Origin of the sequence: Larkinella rosea (assembly GCF_003858635.1) — a bacterium.
GTDB lineage: Bacteria > Bacteroidota > Bacteroidia > Cytophagales > Spirosomataceae > Larkinella > Larkinella rosea.
On sequence record NZ_RQJO01000011.1, the window covers coordinates 83,811 to 103,248 of the forward strand.

Here is a 19,438-nt window from a genome sequence, read left to right on the forward strand (position 1 = left end):
CGATCAAGACATATGCTACGCAACTACATCAAAATCGCCCTGCGAAATTTGTGGAAAAACCGCACTTACAGCCTGATCAATGTCCTGGGATTATCACTGGGAATCACCTGCTGTTTAGTGATTTACGTCTTCATTCGGTATGAACTGAGCTTCGACAGCTTCCACACGCAATCCGACCGGATTTACCGGATCGTGGAACACAACCGGAAGGCCGATGGCATTCAGTATTGGTCCTCGACGGCCTATCCGCTGGCCGAGGCCATTCGCCGGGAGATTCCGGGCACAGGTGTAACCCAAACCGCCGGGCCGGACAAACGGATCATTCATTCGGTCGATGGGCGGGGAACGGTGCATCGGTTTGAAGAAAACCGGGTGTTGTTTGCCGATGACTATTACCTGAAAACCTTCGATTTCAGCGGTATTTCGCCGAACGGAATCTGGTTGGCGGGAAATGCCGCGACAGCGTTCCGGCAACCCAACGGCGTGGTACTGACGCAGAAAATGGCCGAGCGGTATTTTGCCGGATTGACGAATGACTACGAGAAACTGATTGGTAAAGTGCTGATAATCAATAACTCCGATCCGCTGGTGGTGTCGGGGATTATTCAGAATCCGCCCCAAAATACCAACCTATTGTTCGATATCCTGATAAATTTCCAATTCTTCAAAACCAATAATCCCTATCAGGCAACGAACTGGTCGGGGAACTACCAGGGCACAACGCACGTCACCCTGCCGGTTGGCGCCGACCCCCGGGAGTTTGAGCGCAAGCTGGTGAGGTTGCAGAAGAAATACATGAATGCCGAAGACATCCGGCGCAAGACCTACGTACTGCAGCCGCTGGCCGAGGTGCATACCGAAACCCGCTACGGCGATAACATCGGCAGTTACGTCATCAGCCGGACGGTGTTGGGCGGTCTGGCCAGTCTGGCGGTTTTCCTGATTCTGATCGGAGCCTTCAATTTTATCAACCTTAGCATTGCTCAGGCTATTCAACGGCGTAAAGAAGTGGGCGTTCGCAAAGTGATCGGCAGCTCGCAACGGCAATTGTTCCTGCAGTTTATGGGCGAAAGCTTGCTGGTGACGTTGGTAGCTGCCGGGCTTTCGCTGGCGGTTTTTACCGCTTTGCTCGGTGTCATTAATCAATCGTTTTCGCTCATCGAACTGAATCTGCAACCCGACGAAACCGTCTGGCTGTTCAGTGCAGGGCTGGTGGTTTTCGTTGCCTTGCTCGCTGGTTCGTACCCGGCTTTTGTGCTGGCGAATTTTCAGCCGATCAAGGCATTGAAAGGCGGTTTTACGAGCGGGAAAAAGACGTTCACCCTGCGGCAAAGTCTGATCGTTCTCCAGTTCTGCATTACGTACGGGTTGCTGGTCGGCACGCTGGTGGTGTCGCGGCAGATGGCGTTTTTCCAGCAGAAAGAATTGGGCTTTGCAAAAGATGCGGTAATTACCGTCAACAGTCCGCGGAACCAGCAGGAAAGCAAAATGGCGGTTTTTCGCCAACGCCTGCTGGCCAATCCGGCGGTGAAAGAAGTCAGTTTTTCGTCGGGAGCGCCCCTGACCGAAAATCATTACGGAACGGACTTTCGGCTGAAATCGGAGCCGGAGCCGATGAAGCGGCAGGGCGAAGTGAAAATCGTGGACCTAAACTACCCGTCGCTTTTCGGCCTTCAACTCGTCAGCGGGCGTTGGTTTACGACCGCGAATCTGGTTCCCAACGGGCAGCCGTTCAACGGGTTGATCGTGAACGAAACAATGGTTAAAATGCTGGGACTGAAACCCGAAACCGCCATTGGTCAAACCGTTGTCATCAACGAAGGAGAAGCCCCGATTCTGGGCGTGGTCAGGGATTTTCACAACCGGTCGTTGCAAAACGCAATTGAACCCTGCGTGCTGATGTGCTGGAACACCGGTTTTTACGATCAGATTCACGTGCAGTTTGCAACCCGTTCGGGCAGCGAACCCAATTTTCGGCAAACGCTCAGCGCGGTTGAACAAACCTGGAAGCAGGTTTTCCCGGATGACGTCTATCATTTTACGTTTCTGAATGAGTCCTTGGCGAGAAACTACCTGATCGAACAGCTGGTGTTTGATGCGTTCCGGATTTTTGCGGCCATTTCCATTTTCATTTCCTGCCTGGGCTTGTTTGGTTTGATTACGTTTGCCGCCAATCAGCGCACGAAAGAAATTGGTGTCCGCAAAGTGCTGGGCGCGTCGGTGTCCAGCATTGTCGGCATGCTTTCCCGGGATTTCCTGAAGCTCGTGCTGATTGCCATTGTGGTTACTTCACCGCTGGTTTGGTACGGTATGAACCAGTGGTTGCAGGATTTTGCCTACAAAATTGATCTGGAGTGGTGGATGTTTGTTCTGGCCGCCATTCTGGCCGTCGTTATCGCCTTTGCCACAGTCTCGTTTCAGTCGGTGAAAGCCGCGTTGATGAATCCGGTGAAGAGTTTACGCAGTGAGTAGAGACGCGATTTATCGCGTCTCTACTTGTTAGAAATAGAATTTATCTGCTTCCCACAGTAGCGGATTATTCAAAACATACGCCTGTATCCGCAAAAAGGTATCACTCGTTCGGACAATGTGATCATGAAAACGGGCCTGCCACGCGAAATGAGCCATTTCCACCGTAGAGACGCGATTTATCGCGTCTCTACCCTGATGATCCGCATCCTTACCGAATTTCCGGATTTCGAATGTCGTTCGCCCTTTGTACCAGCGGATAATTCGGGACAGATTGTCGTGCAGCATGGGATTTTTGTTGCCTGCAATTCCGCCGGGATCCTGATTCGTGTCTGCCGGCGTAGAGACGCGATTAATCGCGTCTCTACTACCAGGTCCAGGTTTATCGATATATAACAATCCGTGCATGTGATTGGGCATAATCACGAAGGCATCCAGTATCACGAAGGGAAATTGGGTTGGTAACAACTGCCAGATTTCGGCTGCTATTTTTCCGGCCGCATTCCGGTGCATTTCACCTTCCCGGATTTCGCCAAAAGCATGATGCTTTTCATGCGTACAGATTGTCACAAAATAAGCGCCGTTGGTGCCATAATCCCACGACTGCAACCGGGCTGACGGAATTCGATATTTATGTTTGTACAAGTCATTCATATTGCGCAAACGTAGCATGGAGACGCGATTAATCGCGTCTCCATGCCATAAATTATGTCTCGATGTGATGAATTAAATGCTTGTAATTACTAGGGATTCAGGAGGTGGAGGGGTAGAGACGCGATTAATCGCGTCTCTACGTACGGGCGATTCCATAATAAATTTGCACAATTGTAGTATTTATTGGTATTATCGTGTAAATAGGGCCTTCATTGTTTTAATAATCCTAAACCTGAAAACCGTATGTGTCAAAACCACGGCGTTGCGTACATCAAACCCGGTGTGGTGGAAGTACAATCCATTGAATACCCCAAACTGGCCCTCGGCGACCGCAAATGCGAACACGGCGTCATTCTCCAAATTGTTTCAACCAACATCTGCGGCAGCGATCAGCACATGGTGCGGGGCCGGACTACCGCCCCGGCTGGTCTGGTGCTGGGACACGAAATAACCGGTCTGGTCATCGAAGCCGGGCGTGATGTGGAATTCATCAAAGTGGGCGATCTGGTATCAGTACCTTTTAACATTGCCTGCGGTCGGTGCCGGAACTGCAAAGCCGGGCAAACCGGTATTTGCCTGAATGTCAACCCTTCCCGACCCGGTGCAGCCTATGGTTACGTCGATATGGGCGGCTGGGTCGGTGGCCAGGCCGAATACGTGCTGGTGCCGTATGCGGATTTCAACCTGCTGAAATTTCCGGATAAAGATCAGGCAATGGCCAAAATTCGCGATCTGACGCTGCTGTCAGATATTTTCCCGACGGGCTACCACGGAGCCGTCACGGCGGGGGTTGGTCCCGGTTCCATTGTTTATGTGGCTGGTGCAGGACCGGTAGGGCTGGCATGCGCAGCTTCCTGCCACTTGCTGGGCGCGGCTGTTGTTATTGTGGGCGACATGATTCCTGAACGACTCGAACAGGCCAAAAGCTTTGGTTGCGAGATTGTTGACTTGCGGAAGGACACGCCATTGGCCGACCAGATTGCCGCCATCGTGGGCGTACCGGAAGTAGATTGTGCCGTCGATTGCGTCGGTTTTGAAGCACGCGGACACGGTTCAGATGCCGGAGTTGAACGCCCGGCCACGGTTTTGAACGCCATCATGAGCGTTACCCGGGCAGGGGGGGCACTCGGTATTCCGGGTCTATACGTAACGGGTGATCCGGGAGCCTCTGATGCGGCTGCCAAAGAAGGAAGCCTGAGCATTCGGATCGGTTTGGGCTGGGCCAAATCACACTCGTTCTACACCGGCCAATGTCCGGTGATGAAATACCACCGGCAGTTGATGAATGCCATTCTGTACGATAAAATCCAGATTGCCAAAGCCGTGAATGTTGAGGTGATCAGTCTGGATAAAGCACCGAAAGGTTACCAGGATTTTGATAAAGGAGCGGCCAAGAAGTTCGTGATCGATCCGCACGGAATGATTCCGAATTGAGGATGCGTTCAATCTAAAAAACACTGAAAATTCCGAATGTCCGTAAATGTACGCAACGCGTCCGTTTACGGACATTTTATTTTATTTCAACCGCATATAAAATTGATTATTAATGAGTTATTAATTTGGTATGCCATTTGGTCGAGCTAGTTCAATACCTGTCTTCATCCTTTTTGATCTGGCCGACCATGCTGCGTAACTACTTTAAAATCGCCTTCCGAAACCTGGCCAAGAATAAGGTTTTTTCGTTTATCAACATCCTGGGTTTGGCAGTCGGAATGGCCGTGGCCATGATGATCGGGCTGTGGATTTACGACGAGCTCTCGTTCAATAAATTCCACAAGCACTACGACAAACTGGCCCAGTTATACATCAACCAGACGTTCAACGGCACCACCGGCACCGGCCGGGCGGTTTCCATTCCATCGGCTACCGAAATCAAAACCAAATACGCAGCCAATTTCAAGTATGCGTCGCTGGCATCGTGGAATTACGGCCATTTGCTGGTGGTCGGAGAAAAGAAAATCAACAAGGAAGGGATGTATGTGGAGCCGGTTTTTCCGGATATGCTCTCGCTGCACATGCTCCGGGGCAATTCAACTACAGCCCTGAAAGAACCGCGTTCCATTGTTTTGTGTGAATCGCTGGCCAAAGCCTTGTTTGGAACGGCCGATCCGCTGAATAAGGTCATTAAAATCGATAGCAAAACGAACGTCAAGGTGACTGGCGTTTTCGAAGACTTGCCGTTCAATTCCGATTTTTATTCTTCAAAATTTTACCTGTCTTGGAACGACTACCTCGCCGACCAATCCTGGGTGAAAGAATCCCAGCAGCAATGGAGCAACCACTCGTTTCAGGCCTTTGCCCAGATTGTCGACCACGCCACGATGGAAGGCGTGTCGGCCAAAATCCAGAATGTTGAGAAAAAACATACCTCAGCCAGCGAAAACCCCGAATATTTTCTGCACCCGATGCGCAACTGGCATTTGTATTCCGACTTTAAAGACGGTAAAAATACCGGCGGGGCTATTCAGTTTGTCTGGTTATTCAGCATCATCGGCGTGTTTGTATTGCTGTTGGCCTGCATCAATTTCATGAACCTGAGCACGGCCCGCTCCGAAAAACGGGCCAAGGAAGTGGGCGTTCGGAAAGCCGTGGGTTCGCAACGGCGGCAGTTGATTTTCCAATTCCTGAGTGAGTCGCTGCTGGTCGTTTTCTTTGCGCTTTTTCTGGCGGTTACCCTGGTGCTGCTCTCGTTACCGGCCTTCAATGAATTAGCTGGCAAGGAAGTTCATTTTCCGTACCAATACCCGGCATTCTGGGGGATGATCGTTTCTTTTTCGCTCGTAACCGGTTTTTTATCAGGAAGTTATCCGGCTTTTTACCTGTCGTCATTCAATCCGCTCAAGGTATTGAAGGGCACCTTTAAAGTAGGACGTTGGGCTACGATTCCGCGGAAAGTGCTGGTCGTTGTTCAGTTTACAGTTTCCATTACGCTGATCATTGGAACGATCATCGTTTTCCGCCAAATTCAGCACGCCAAAAACCGCCCCGTTGGGTATAATCGGGAGGGCTTACTCCAGGTTTACATCAGCAGCACGATGTATGGCAAATACAATCCTTTGCGCGAAGAATTACTAAAAACAGGGGCGGTTTTTGAAATGAGCGAATCGTCGAGCCCAACCACCTACATCGGTTCCAATCAGATCGGTTTTGATTGGGAAGGGAAAGACCCTCAGTCGATTCCGCTGTTTGGTGTGGTGGCTACCAGCCACGATTTTGGAAAAACCATCGGCTGGCAGATTAAGGAAGGGCGCGATTTCTCCCGGGACTATACGACGGATTCCACCGCATTTATTCTGAACGAAGCCGCCGTTAAACTGACGGGTTTGAAGAACATTGTGGGCAAAATGATTCGCTATAACGATCGGCAATGCCAGGTGGTCGGTGTGGTCAAAGACATGGTGATGGAGTCGCCGTATACGCCCATCAAACCTACCATTTTTATGATTAATTACGGCTGGGCAAGTGTCTTTAACATCAAGTTGATGCCGAATAAGCCGGTCGAAGATGCCGTGAAAAAAGTGGAAGCGGTTTTTAAGAAATTCGACCCCGATACGCCGTTTGCTTTTCAATTTACCGATGTGGAATATGACGCGAAATTCCGCACCGAAGAACGCGTTGGTAAACTGGCCCGGATTTTCGCCACCCTCGCTATTTTCATCAGTTGCCTCGGATTATTCGGCTTAGCATCGTTCATTGCCGAGCAACGGATCAAGGAAATCGGAGTCCGCAAAGTACTGGGCGCATCCGTATTTAGTTTGTGGGGATTACTTTCCAAAGACTTCGTGCGGCTGGTCATTATTTCCTTCGTTATTGCCGCCCCGATTGCCTGGTATTTCCTGAGCGACTGGCTAAAACAATACGAATACCGAACCGATATATCCTGGTGGATATTCATTATCTCCGGTCTGGGAGCTGCTATAATTACGATGATAACCGTCAGTTTTCAAGCCATAAAAGCCGCATTAACTAATCCTGTAAAGTCACTTCGTTCGGAATAAAATAATGAACAATTAACAATGAATAATTAATAATGTTATCGGCGGATTTCATTATTGATTGTTCAGTATTCATTAAAAAATGATAAAGAACTATTTCAAAATCGCCTGGCGGAATTTGATGAAGAACAAGGTGTTCTCCGCCATCAACATGATCGGGTTATCGGTCGGATTGACCTGCTGCATCCTCATTGCCGCCTTCGTGTTGGATGAACTGAGTTATGACCGGTATCCGACCAAATCTGCCCAGATTTACCGGGTCGGCTTGGGCCTGATCGGCAACGGGGCCGGAACCAACTTTCCGAATGTCGATGTGGCCGTTGGGCAGGGGATCAAAGATGCGTTTCCGGAAGTGGAAGCTTCCACGCGGCTGCTCAGATGGCAGCAGGAGTTTATTCGGTACGGCGAAAAACAGCTCAAGGAAAAAGCGGTTGCGGTGGTCGATGCTAATTTTATGGAAATTTTCTCCATCCCATTTCTGGAAGGCGATGCCAAAACCGCATTAAAAGAACCGGGTTCCGTCGTGCTAACGAAAGAACTGGCCACGCGGTTTTTTGGCGATAAACCGGCGCTGGGTCGAACATTGCTGTTTGGAAATGGCGAAACGACGCGCAAGGTTACCGGAGTTATTGCCGGAATTCCCGCGAATACCCATTTTCATTTCAACCTGTTTTTCAGCACAACCGATTTTAAATTTATCCAGGTTCAGAACTGGAGCAACGTCGGCACGTTTACGTATCTGGTCCTGAAAAAAGGTACCGATCCGCAGAAGCTGGAAGCGAAATTTCCGCAACTGGTGGCCGAACACGTGGTCCCGGAAATCCAGCGCGACATGGGCATCAGTCTGGCCGAAGCACAGAAATCCGTTGATACGTTTAAATTCTATTTGCAGCCGCTGACGGATATTCATTTGCATTCGGCCACGAAATACGAACTGGAAGCCAACGGCAATATCAACTACGTTTATATTTTCAGCGTGCTGGCTTTTTTTATTCTGTTATTAGCCATTGTAAACTTCACAAACCTCTCAACGGCGGGCGCGGCCAAGCGCTCCAAAGAGATCGGAATCCGGAAAGTAATGGGATCGATCAAAGGTCAGTTAATGAGCCAGTTTCTGGTCGAATCAATCGTTATTACCTTCCTTTCGCTTGTACTTTCGGTCGGTTTTGTCACAATTCTGCTGCCGTATTTTAATGACCTGGCGGGCAAGCAAATTGCTGTCCAATCGATTTTTAATTTAAAAACCATCGGTGGTTTTTTTGCGTTCGGAATTCTCGTCGGTATTCTGGCAGGAATCTATCCGGCTTTCTTCCTCGCCTTTTCGAAAATTACGACGGTTTTAAAAGGTGGTTCGGTACTTCAGGCCTCCGGCCGGGGCGGTTTGCGCAGCGGATTAGTAGTTTTTCAATTTGCCATTTCCGGTGCGTTGATCATTGCGACCATTGTCTCGTACCAGCAGTTGAAATTCATGCAGAATAAAACGCAGGGATTCGATAAAGAGCAGGTTTTGGTGATTCACGATACGTACACCTTAGGATCGAACGAAACGGTCTTTAAAGATCAGTTGCGGCAGGATAGCCGAGTCGTTCAGGCGACACTTTCAAAAAGTATTCCGCTCGGAAATGAAGGCATGGAAGGCACGGAGATTTTCGGGAAAGATCCCGGTAAAAAAGGCAGTACAGCCTCGATTCAAACCGCTATTTTCCGCGTTGACGATCAGTACCTGCCCACGCTGGGCATTCAGTTGCGGCAGGGCCGGAACTTCTCGAAAGCGTTTTCGACGGATTCCGCAGCCGTGATCATCAACGATGCCGTTGTCCGGGACCTGGGCTGGGGAAAAAGCAATCCGATCGGCAAAACCATCGTTCGTTCCGGCCGTCGCGAATTCACGGTGATCGGCGTCGTCAAGGATTTTCATTATGCATCCGCCCGCCAGAAAATCGCCCCGCTCATGATGCTGCTGGGTCATAATTCCGGAGCCATTCAGGTGAAGGTAAAAACCGGCGATGTGTCGGGCGCGGTGGCCGCTTTCAAGCAGAAATGGGAGGCTTTTAATCCATCGGCACCGTTTACGTATACATTTCTGGACGACCGGTTTGCGACTCTCTACGAAGCAGAACAGAAAACCGGTCAGCTCTTTACGGTTTTTGCCGGTATTTCCATCGTCATCGCCTGCCTCGGTTTGTTCGGGTTGGTCACCTTCACCGCCGAGCAGCGCACCAAGGAAATTGGCGTCCGGAAAGTGATGGGAGCCACCTCGTCCAGCATTGTGGTGCTGCTTTCCAAAGACTTTCTGAAACTGGTTCTTATCTCCGTTCTGATCGCTTTCCCAATCGCGGGCTGGACGATGAATCTGTGGCTGGAGGACTTTGCGTACCGCATCGAAATTGCCTGGTGGATTTACGTGCTGGCGGCTTTTCTGGCCGTCGGAATCGCCTTGCTGACGGTTTCCTTCCAGTCCATCAAAGCGTCGCTGATGAATCCGGTGAGGAGTTTAAAAATGGAATAAAGGAGAGAAGAAGGGGAATAAAGGAGGAGGGATGAAACAAACCTACCTTCTCCCTCTTCCTCTCCTCCCTTTCTCCTTTATTCCCCTTTTCTTTCAAAACCTATCCTATGAGATGATTATGATTAAGAATTACCTGAAAATTGCCTGGCGAAATCTGCTTCGCCAGAAGACATTTTCGCTCATCAACATCGTCGGGTTGACCGTCGGCCTGACGTGCTGTTTCCTGATTCTGCTGTTTGTCCGGCACGAACTGAGCTACGACACGTTTCAGCAGAAATTCGACCGGATTTACCGCATCAGTTACCTGCCCAAATTTGCCGGGCTGGAGCAGCCCCTCGCGCTGACTCCGCCCCCGGTTTCGCCCTTATTGACGTCCAGTTTTTCGGAAATCGAGAAGTCGGCGCGGGTGTTCCGCAGCAGTGCCACCGTCGAATTGGTGAACAACCGGCAAGGCCAGCCCGTCAAGTACGACGAAGAGCGGTTTTTCTTCGGCGACCCGACCTTATTCGACATTTTCTCGTTTCATTTCCTGCAAGGCGACCCGCGGACGGCCTTGAAGGACAAGTTTACGGTGGTCATTACCGACGAGATTGCGGCCAAGTATTTCGGCAAAACCAGCCCGCTCGGCAAAACGCTGCTGTACGAAGGCAAACATCCGCTGATGGTATCAGGCGTAGTCGAGAAATTTCCGGATAACTCGCACATTCACATCGACTTGCTGTCAAATTACGAAACCATGTATGCGACGGAAAGCGATCTGGTTCGGCAAAATCTGCCGCAGAACTGGGTCATTTCTCACGGGTACACGTACGTTTTGCTGCGACCCGGAACCTCGCCGGAATCGGTCAACGCCCGGTTTCCGAAGTTTCTGCTGACGCACGCCAACAAGCAGTTTGCCAAAGATATTGAGTACAAGCTCGAACCGATGAAGGATTTTCACCTGCGTTCGAACGCCCAGGCCATCCCGGAAGCGCCCGGCAGCATGACCTACATTTACGTTTTTCTGGGCATTGCGGTTATTACCTTGTTGATTGCCTGCATCAATTTCGTAAATCTTTCGACCGCTCGCTCCCTGAAACGGGCGAAAGAAGTGGGCATTCGGAAGGTGCTGGGAAGCCAGAAAAAGCAGTTGATCGCGCAGTTTCTGGGCGAATCGATGTTGCTGAGTGTCATTGCGCTGGTGCTTTCCTTCGTCTTTATTGCGGTTTTGATTCCCGCCTTAAACAACCTGACCGGCAAAGAACTGACCATCGGGTATTTCCTGTCGGATGGCGGTTTAGTGTTTCTCTTCGTCGGAATCGCCCTGTTGACGGGTTTGTTATCCGGCAGTTATCCGGCTTTCTTCGTGTCCGGTTTTCAGCCGATTGCCACGCTAAAAGGCAGTTTTGTCAGCGGTAAAGCGAAGGGGGGCCGGCTGCGGCAGGTGTTGCTCGGCGCCCAGTTTGTGGCATCGATTGCGTTGATTATCGGCGCTTTAGTCGCTTTTCAGCAGTTGAATTTCCTGAAAAATCAGCCGCTGGGTTTTGAAAAAGACTTCATCATTACGGCCAATACGCGAAACGAAAAGATTACCAACGTCTTTGCCAACCGCTCCGACAGTACGTATTTCCGGCTGCGGACGTTCCGGGATATTTTGCTTAAAAACCCGCAGATCAGGCAGGTAACGCTCTCGACGCAGCAAATGGGCGCCGGTTCGGTTCGGCGGAACGTCATTGCGGAAGGCCATACTCCGGACGAAAACATCTTCATGGGTACGATGGGCGTCGACCACAACTTTGCCCAAACCTACGGACTGAAATTCGTGGCTGGCCGGGATTTTTCCGAAGCGTTTCCGACCGATAAATCGGCGGCTTTTCTGATCAACGAAACCGGGGTGAAGCAATTAGGCTGGAAATCGGCGGCTGCGGCTGTTGGCAAATCGGTGAATCTGGAAGGGAAGCAGGGCAAAATTGTTGGCGTGCTGAAAGACTTTCACAATCAGTCGCTTCAGCAACCCATTGAAGGCATGTTGATGACCATCGACCAACCGTTGCTGCGGCTTTTCTCGATCAAAATTCAGTCGCAAAACCGGGCCGAAACGCTGAAATTCATTCAGAAGGAATGGGATCAGTATTTCCCGGAAAAAGGTTTTGCGTCGCAGTTTCTGGACGATAGTCTCGCCCAATTATACGAAAACGAGCAGCGGCTAAGCAAACTCATCGGTTACTTCGCCGGGCTGGCGGTTTTGATTTCGTGCCTGGGTTTATACGGGTTGGTGTCGCTCGTGACGCAGCAGAAAACCAAGGAAATCGGGATTCGGAAAGTGTTGGGCGCTACGGTCAGCAGCATTGTCGGCCTGGTGTCGCGCGATTTCGTGATTCTGGTCGTGATTTCGCTGGTCATTGCCTCGCCCATCGCGTGGTGGGCCATGACGAAATGGCTGGCGGAATTTGCGTATAAAATTGACATTGCGTGGTGGATGTTTGCCCTCGCGGGCATTCTGGCGGTTTTGGTCACGCTGATCACGGTCAGTTTCCAAAGCATCAAAGCCGCGTTGATGAATCCTGTAAAAAGTTTAAAGACAGAGTGAAGGAGGAGGGGAGGAAAGGAAGAAAGTAGGTATTTTCGATTTCCTTATCCATTTCTCCCCTCCTCCATTTCTCCTCTCATCCCTCGATTATGCTTAAAAACTACCTCAAAATCGCCTGGCGAAACTTCCGCAATCAGCGGTTTTTCTCGCTCATCAACCTGTTGGGGCTGTCCGTTGGAATGGCGGCCTGCATGGTCATCGGACTGTATGTGACGTTCGAGAAAAGCTACGATAACTTCCATACCGATGCCGACCGGATTTACCGCATTGAACTCGATGCGTATCAGGATGGCGGAAAACTGGCCTGGCGGTCGGCCACATCGTATCCGGCCATTGTGCCGACGATGAAAAAAGACTATCCCGAAGTGGAGGATTTCACCCGGCTTTACGACGCCAACAACGGTGTCGTAAGCTTCGGTGACCGCCATTTTCGGGAAACCAATTTCTTTTACGCCGACTCCAATGCCCTGTCGTTTTTCAAAATTGGCTTGCTGAAAGGTGATCCCAAAACCGCCTTGGTCGGAACAAAAAAGGCGGTTTTATCGGAATCGACGGCCCGGAAATATTTCGGAGCCACCGACCCGCTGAATAAAATCGTCAAGCTCGACACGACTTCGTACCTGGTGACGGGCGTCTTCAAGGATTACCCCAAAAACTCCCACCTCGAAATTGATCTGCTGTTTTCGTATCTCCCGGACCCGGAAGCGCAAACCAGTTGGGGGTGGTACGATTTCTTCTCCTACGTCAAATTGCGCCCATCGACCGATCCGCAGCAACTGGAGGCCAAACTGCCCGCCATGCTGATGAAGTACAACGGCGACTGGTACCGGCGGTCGGGGAAAAAGAACGTTCTGTTGTTGCAGCCACTGCGCGACATTCACCTGGAATCACACCTAAATCAGGAAGCCGAAGTGAACGGCGACGGCCGAACCGTGCAGTTTCTGGTGTGGGTGGCGTTTGCCATTCTGGTGATTGCCTGGATCAATTACATCAATCTCTCGACTTCGCGGGCGCTCGACCGGGCAAAGGAAGTCGGCATTCGCAAGGTGGTTGGGGCGATGCGGGCGGGGCTGATCCGGCAGTTTATTTTTGAATCACTGCTGTTGAATCTACTGGCGTTTGGCGTAGCGGTGGGGTTAGTGCTGGCGTTGTTGCCGTCGTTCAATGCGTTAACCGGAAAACCGCTCGCTTTTGCGCAACTGTTTGACAGCCAGCTCTGGATTACAGGTTTGGTAGTCTTTTTTATGGGTACGATGTTGTCCAGTTTATACCCGGCTTTAGTCCTGTCCGACTATCAGCCGGTTGCGGTCTTGAAAGGGCGGTTTGCGCAAACCGCTCGTGGCATGGGGTTGCGGCAAACGCTGATTGTGATCCAGTTTGCGGCTTCGGTCATGCTGATCATCGGAACACTGACGGTTTATAAGCAACTCCGGTACATGCAGCAGCAGGAGTTGGGATTTGCCAAAGAACAGACGCTGGTGGTGCAGGCACCCGGCGTGACCGATGCGAGTTTTCCGACGCGTTCGGAGACATTCAAACAACAGTTGATCCGCCGGAATCTGGCCGAAAGCGCAACGGCTTCGGCGTATGTGCCGGGTATCGAAATTTTGTGGACCAACAGTTTCCGGCGCAAAGATCAGAACCGCGAGAATTTCAATACCATGTTCATGACATCGATCGACAATGATTTTCTGTACAGTTACAAAATTGGGCTGGTGGCTGGCCGGAATTTCAACCGCAGTTTCGGGACTGATTCGATGGCCGTTTTGCTGAACGAAACGGCGGTGAGCACGTTCGGCTTCAAATCGCCGGAAGATGCGCTGAATAAGGAAATTATGTCGGGCGATAACCCCCTGCACATTGTTGGCATCGTGAAAGATTTTCACCAGCAAGGGTTGAAACTGGCCAAAGATCCGATGGTTTTTCTATCGGTCTACCGGCGGGCGGATCGCTTACGCAATCTGAATTATTATTCCCTGAAAGTCCGGACGAGCGACCTCCCTACCACGATTGCCGCCGTGGAGCAGCAGTTTGCGCAGTCATTTCCCGGAAATCCGTTCGAATATTTCTTTCTGGACGATTTCTTCAACCAGCAGTACCAGTCGGATCAGCAATTCGGAACGGTTTTCGGCCTGTTTGCCGGACTGGCTATTTTCATTGCGTCGCTCGGTCTGTTGGGCCTGATTTCGTTTACGGTGGCCCGCCGGACGCGTGAAATCGGCATCCGGAAAGTGCTGGGCGCCGACACGTCCACCATCGTGGTGTTGCTGACCAGAGACTTTATGAAACTCGTTCTGATCGCGATCGTGCTGGCCGCTCCGCTGGCGGGGTATCTGATGAATGACTGGTTAGGTGGTTTTGCGTACCGAACGTCGATGGGCGTTGGCGTTTTCGTGTTGGCGGGCGTTTTGGCCATGCTGATTGCCCTGGTCACCATCAGTTTCCAATCCATCAAAGCCGCGTTAATGAATCCGGTCAAATCACTGCGTTCGGAGTGATCACTTAAGAGTTAAGGGGTATGAGTTAAGTTTTGCTGACGCATTCTTTTTAATTCATAACTCTTAACTCACAACTCTTAATTAAAAAGTTATGATTCCTAACCACCTCAAAATCAGTCTTCGCCACCTTTGGCGGAATCGGTTGTTCACCGCCCTCAATATCCTGGGACTGGCCATTGGTATCAGCGCATGCTGGGCCATTTACCGCATTGTCAGCTACGAGTTTAGCTTTGATAAACAACAGCCGAACCGCGAACGGATTTACCGCGTGGTCAGCCACTTTAAATCGGACGGCAACGAAGGAAAGAATGCCGGGGTACCGACGCCAATGGCCGACGCCATCCGGGAGGAGGTTCCGGGTCTGGAGAAAGTGGTGCCGGTTTGGGATCATTGGAAAGAAAGCGTTCTGATTCCGGGCGGAAAAACCGGCTCGAACCGGTTTGTGGAACCGAAGAAACTCATCGCGACCAGCGAACAGTATTTCGAAATGGTGCCGTACCGGTGGCTGGCCGGTAGGATGGCTACGGCACTGGATGGCCCTAACAAAGTGGTGCTGACGCAAAGCCGGGCAGAAAATTATTTTCCGGGAGTGCCGGCCGCACAAGTGCTGGGAAAGACGATTCTCTACGACGATACCGTCGCCGTCCGGGTTTCCGGGGTGGTGGCCGACCTCGATTTCCCGAGCAGCTTCGATGCTCAGGAGTTTTTTCCGGTCAGGTTTACCAAAAATTCGAATCCGAACTGGGGCGGAGTCAGTTCCAATACGAAACTGTATATCCAACTCGTACCGAATGCCGCTCCTGCGAATGTCTTGAAGCAAATCAATGCGATTTCGGCCAAAGCCGGTGCGGAAAACATGAAGAAGTACCACTTCCGGCGCTGGCATCAATTTATTCCGTTACCACAAGTTCATTTTTCGACGGAATACGGCGAAAACATGCGCAAGGCCAACCAAAACGTGCTGTACGGATTGATCGGTATTGCGGTTTTTCTGCTGTTGCTGGCCTGTATCAATTACATCAACCTGACGACGGCGCAGATGCCGCAACGGGCCAAAGAAGTTGGTATTCGGAAAACGCTGGGCAGTTCCCGCTGGCACCTGATCCGGCAGTTTCTGGGCGAAACGCTGGTGATCACGGTTTTGGCGGTTACCCTCTCGTATTTGCTGTCACGCTGGGCGATGGCGACCTTTCAGGAACTGATTCCGGAAGGGATGGATCAGTATACGGAGTATGGGAAGATTGCGGTTTTCCTGCTGGTACTTATAATGGGCGTTACCGGTTTTTCGGGCCTGTATCCCGGCTGGCTGGTTACCCGTGTACAGGCCGTGAGCATGATGCGCGGTCAGGTAACGACGGAGGTTGGGAAAGGTGGTTTGACCCTGCGCAAGAGCCTGATTGTCTTTCAGTTTGTGGTGGCACAATTGTTCATTGTCGGTACGATGCTGGTGGGGCGGCAACTGCATTATTTACTCAATAAAGACCTCGGATTTAATCGAGAAGCGGTTTTGACGTTCGATGTGCCCTGGAAATTGCAGGACAAACCGGCGTACAAAGACCGCCAGTTCACGATGCAGCAGGAACTGACGAAGCAGCCCGGAATTTCGGCCGTCGCCCTGGGAAATGCACCGATGAACAGCTCGTTCAACAGCAACAGTTATCAATACAAGACGAAAAAAGGCGGTATTATCGAAAAGTCTATGTTTATGAAGTACATCGATACGACGCTGCTTTCCCTGTATAGAATACCCTTGCTGGCGGGCCGGAATTTGGCCGCTTCCGATACCGTCCGCGAATACGTCATCAACGAAACCGCCCTGCATGAATTCGGGATGTCGTCGCCCCAGGAAGCCATCGGAAAATACATTCAGCAACTGGACGGCCATCCGATTCCGATTGTCGGTGTCGTGAAGGATTTTCACATCGGATCGTTTTACCAGAAAATAGAACCGGTTTTGCTGATGACCCGGAAAAACCGCCTGACGACGTTCAACGTAAAACTGAGTACGTCGAATCCGGCCCAGTGGCAGGCGGCTATCCAACAGATGGAACAAAGCTGGAAACAATTTTACCCCACCGAGCCATTTGAGTACAAATTCTACGACAGTACACTGGAAGAGATTTACACCCGGGAACGGAACATGTCGCGGATTATCAACCTGGCGACGGCGGTGGCGGTTGTCATCAGTTGCCTCGGGCTGTTTGGCCTGTCGACGTTGATTGCATTTCAGCGGATTAAAGAAGTGGGCGTTCGCAAGGTGCTGGGGGCCACGGTCGTTAGTATTGTAGGCTTGCTGACGCGGGATTTCCTGAAGCTCGTGCTGGTCGCGATTCTGATTGCCTCGCCGATCGCGTATTATTTCACCAACAAGTGGCTACAGGAATTTGCGTATAAAGTCGATATTGAATGGTGGGTTTTTGCCGCCGGAGCCGTTATGGCCATCGCAATTGCCTTCGTAACCGTCAGTTTCCAGAGCATCAAAGCCGCTTTGACAAACCCGGTAAAAAGTCTTCGAAGTGAATAACTGAATACCCAATCTCCTATAACCATGGCAGCACATATCGCTATCCCAATTCCGACGATGCCCGGCAAGCAGGACATCGAAATCGAAGTCACGATTAACGGCCAGAAACAGGCTTTGCACTATCGGGTGGAGCTGTTTTACTGGGAAGACTGCAACATTCCAACCATCGACCGCGTGGACTGCATCCGGCAAATGCTCGCGGGCTACGATCAGGACTGGACGCTCTACTACATCGGCTCCCCCACCGACCAGTTTGTCCCGATCACGTTTGTCAAACGGGAAGATTTGATCAAACAAAGGAGGTTGCTGGTCGAGTCTTAAAGTTGTTTCGCGGAGTTGAGCGGAGAAAAGGGGAGTTAAGCGGAGAAGGATAAAAAAACTCCGCTTAACTCCCCTTTTCTCCGCTCAACTCCGCGAAACAGCACAAAACAACACTTTTACATTTCGTTTACAATGTTTTACGGGCTTTCATTGCCTGTGTTTTGAACACGCGATACATTTGGCTATCACGATTTAACGAAAGCCAACATGTCACGAAAATGGATTTTACCCGCCTTGTGTTTCTGTACGGTTTTGCTGCCGTCCCTTTACAGCCATTCAATGCGATCGACGGAAAACCGGATCACGGATTCGCACGAAAGCCGGAAATTGACCGAAGAGAAAAAGACAAAAGTGTTCGCCCATAATCCGCTGGTACTGGATGGAATTGAGCTGGATTATTCGTTTTTCTCGCTCACCAGCCGGGGCAAGCTGGCGGTTGTGGCTGGCGATCCCAATTCGGCGGATGCCGTCAAAATACCGTTTCGGGCGTATCTGAGACGAGACGGAAAACCGCTCAACAAAGGCCAGGCAACTACCGTTTGTGAGAGGGATGAAGTGGAATTGTCCGAGGTGTTGGCGTCCGCCCAGGTTGGTGATGAACTGGTGATTGAGCCGACCCGAAAAGAAGACGCCGTGGCCAAACGTATCATCCGGCTGAAACTTTTCTGGTTTCTCAAACTGCCTTTCCAAAAGGGAGACGGCTGTTAATCAGGCATTATTTACTTCATGAAAAGGCTATTTTTAGGGCTGCTGGCGCTGCCTGGGCTTTGTTTTGCGCAGACCGCTGAAACGTGGATGCAGAAACCGGTTCAGGCCTGGCCTCAGATTGCACTGGTGAATGACGTGTTATATAAAAACGGCGACAAATACGAAGACCCGACGATTACGTACGGAGCCAGCGGTTTTTTGCTCGACACCGGAAAGGACACGCTGGCGGTTTCGGCCAAACATATTTTGTGGGTGGCCCGCAACAAAGCATCGAAGCAGGTGGTGATCAACGAGCAGCTGAAAAGCTGGAAAATGTACCCGAAACACAACCCGGCCGATTCGGTGGTGATCGACCGGTTGCTGAACGAAGATCCAACGGAAAAACTGTGGGATGGTCCCGATAATGGGGTGCTTCAACGCGACTGGATTGTTTTTTCAACCAAATCGATTTCGCCAAACATTCAGCCGTTAAAACTGCGGGAAAAACCGGTTTCGGCGGGCGAAAGCGTCTATCTGACGGGCAATCCGTACCGTTTTAAACAAACGCTGACGGCAAAAGGTCAGGTTGTGAAAACCGAAGGGCCGGTGTTTTATGTGGAGTTTCAGGGCGTGGGAATGGATACGGTTTTTCTGGGCGGAGCAAGTGGTTCGCCAATCATCGACGCCAACGGAAAACTGATCGGCATTTATTCGAATGGCCGGACGGATGGAAAAACCGGTAAGCGCGTAAATGTTATCAGTTCAACGGATTACCTGAAAAAAGTACTGGCCGGTACCCAACCGCTTAACGTCAATCGAAAACCGGTTTCGGAGTACCTCGATTCGTTGCTGCATCGGGAAACCGTGCAAAAAGCCTTACCGGTTTTTGATCGGTTTCGGAAAACGGAATCGTCGTTTTATCAATATGAACTTACGTATCTAAACCACGATGCGATCCTGAAAACCGGTGAAAAACTGATTGGCGAAAACCGAAAAGAGGAAGCGGTTCTTTATTTTGATTACTTTGTTAAAAATTTCGATTACCACGGTTATCTGATGTCGTTGGCCAAAACATGGGTGCTGGTTAACCGAAAACCGGAAGCCATTAAACGGCTGGAAACGGAAGTTAAAAAACCGGACATCGATCCGTACGTGAAAGATGAATTGGAGAAATTGCTGGCGGACATTGTTCGCCGGGAATAAAACGGAACT

General features: G+C 50.7%; 11 protein-coding genes. 10 read left to right on the plus strand and 1 reads right to left on the minus strand.

Annotated features, from left to right (window positions below; translation table 11 throughout):
- Positions 1-12: 12 nt before the first annotated feature.
- Positions 13-2,472 carry an ABC transporter permease gene (locus tag EHT25_RS24455; RefSeq protein WP_124877816.1) on the plus strand — a complete coding sequence of 820 codons (2,460 nt, stop codon included), beginning with the start codon at positions 13-15 and terminating at the stop codon, positions 2,470-2,472.
- 27 nt (positions 2,473-2,499) lie between these two features.
- Here EHT25_RS24455 and EHT25_RS24460 read toward each other — a convergent pair whose 3' ends face one another.
- Positions 2,500-3,141, minus strand: coding sequence for a transposase (locus EHT25_RS24460; RefSeq protein ID WP_124877817.1), 642 nt, complete (start codon positions 3,139-3,141; stop codon positions 2,500-2,502).
- Positions 3,142-3,366: 225 nt separating this feature from the next.
- On the opposite strand from EHT25_RS24460, the gene fdhA reads away from it, so the two are divergent.
- The 9 genes from fdhA (at position 3,367) to EHT25_RS24505 (ending at position 19,429) form a co-directional block, all read left to right on the plus strand.
- Positions 3,367-4,557: a formaldehyde dehydrogenase, glutathione-independent gene (gene fdhA, locus EHT25_RS24465; RefSeq protein WP_124877818.1), complete on the plus strand. Its 1,191-nt coding sequence runs from the start codon at positions 3,367-3,369 to the stop codon at positions 4,555-4,557.
- A gap of 188 nt (positions 4,558-4,745) precedes the next feature.
- Positions 4,746-7,121, plus strand: coding sequence for an ABC transporter permease (locus EHT25_RS24470; RefSeq protein WP_124877819.1), 2,376 nt, complete (start codon positions 4,746-4,748; stop codon positions 7,119-7,121).
- A 79-nt stretch (positions 7,122-7,200) separates the two neighbouring features.
- Positions 7,201-9,627, plus strand: a complete 2,427-nt coding sequence (locus EHT25_RS24475) for an ABC transporter permease (protein ID WP_124877820.1) — start codon at positions 7,201-7,203, stop codon at positions 9,625-9,627.
- A 118-nt stretch (positions 9,628-9,745) separates the two neighbouring features.
- The gene (locus EHT25_RS24480; RefSeq protein ID WP_185731472.1) at positions 9,746-12,196 is read left to right on the plus strand and encodes an ABC transporter permease; all 2,451 of its coding nucleotides are present in this window, start codon (positions 9,746-9,748) and stop codon (positions 12,194-12,196) included.
- A gap of 89 nt (positions 12,197-12,285) precedes the next feature.
- A complete protein-coding gene (locus EHT25_RS24485; RefSeq protein ID WP_124877822.1) occupies positions 12,286-14,694 on the plus strand; it encodes an ABC transporter permease in 2,409 nt (802 codons plus the stop codon).
- A 91-nt stretch (positions 14,695-14,785) separates the two neighbouring features.
- A complete protein-coding gene (locus tag EHT25_RS24490) occupies positions 14,786-17,218 on the plus strand; it encodes an ABC transporter permease (protein ID WP_124877823.1) in 2,433 nt (810 codons plus the stop codon).
- 24 nt (positions 17,219-17,242) lie between these two features.
- Positions 17,243-17,539, plus strand: coding sequence for a hypothetical protein (locus EHT25_RS24495; protein ID WP_124877824.1), 297 nt, complete (start codon positions 17,243-17,245; stop codon positions 17,537-17,539).
- A 207-nt stretch (positions 17,540-17,746) separates the two neighbouring features.
- Positions 17,747-18,247, plus strand: coding sequence for a hypothetical protein (locus EHT25_RS24500; RefSeq protein ID WP_124877825.1), 501 nt, complete (start codon positions 17,747-17,749; stop codon positions 18,245-18,247).
- An 18-nt stretch (positions 18,248-18,265) separates the two neighbouring features.
- Positions 18,266-19,429 (plus strand): S1 family peptidase, encoded by a 1,164-nt coding sequence (locus EHT25_RS24505; RefSeq protein ID WP_124877826.1) that lies wholly within the window; start codon positions 18,266-18,268, stop codon positions 19,427-19,429.
- The last annotated feature ends 9 nt before the right edge of the window (positions 19,430-19,438 follow it).

Coding starts and splice junctions, on each gene's coding strand:
- EHT25_RS24455 (WP_124877816.1), top strand. CDS start 13: ATGCTACGCAACTACATCAAAATCGCCCTGCGAAATTTGTGGAAAAAC.
- EHT25_RS24460 (WP_124877817.1), bottom strand. CDS start 3,141: ATGCTACGTTTGCGCAATATGAATGACTTGTACAAACATAAATATCGA.
- fdhA (WP_124877818.1), top strand. CDS start 3,367: ATGTGTCAAAACCACGGCGTTGCGTACATCAAACCCGGTGTGGTGGAA.
- EHT25_RS24470 (WP_124877819.1), top strand. CDS start 4,746: ATGCTGCGTAACTACTTTAAAATCGCCTTCCGAAACCTGGCCAAGAAT.
- EHT25_RS24475 (WP_124877820.1), top strand. CDS start 7,201: ATGATAAAGAACTATTTCAAAATCGCCTGGCGGAATTTGATGAAGAAC.
- EHT25_RS24480 (WP_185731472.1), top strand. CDS start 9,746: ATGATTAAGAATTACCTGAAAATTGCCTGGCGAAATCTGCTTCGCCAG.
- EHT25_RS24485 (WP_124877822.1), top strand. CDS start 12,286: ATGCTTAAAAACTACCTCAAAATCGCCTGGCGAAACTTCCGCAATCAG.
- EHT25_RS24490 (WP_124877823.1), top strand. CDS start 14,786: ATGATTCCTAACCACCTCAAAATCAGTCTTCGCCACCTTTGGCGGAAT.
- EHT25_RS24495 (WP_124877824.1), top strand. CDS start 17,243: ATGGCAGCACATATCGCTATCCCAATTCCGACGATGCCCGGCAAGCAG.
- EHT25_RS24500 (WP_124877825.1), top strand. CDS start 17,747: ATGTCACGAAAATGGATTTTACCCGCCTTGTGTTTCTGTACGGTTTTG.
- EHT25_RS24505 (WP_124877826.1), top strand. CDS start 18,266: ATGAAAAGGCTATTTTTAGGGCTGCTGGCGCTGCCTGGGCTTTGTTTT.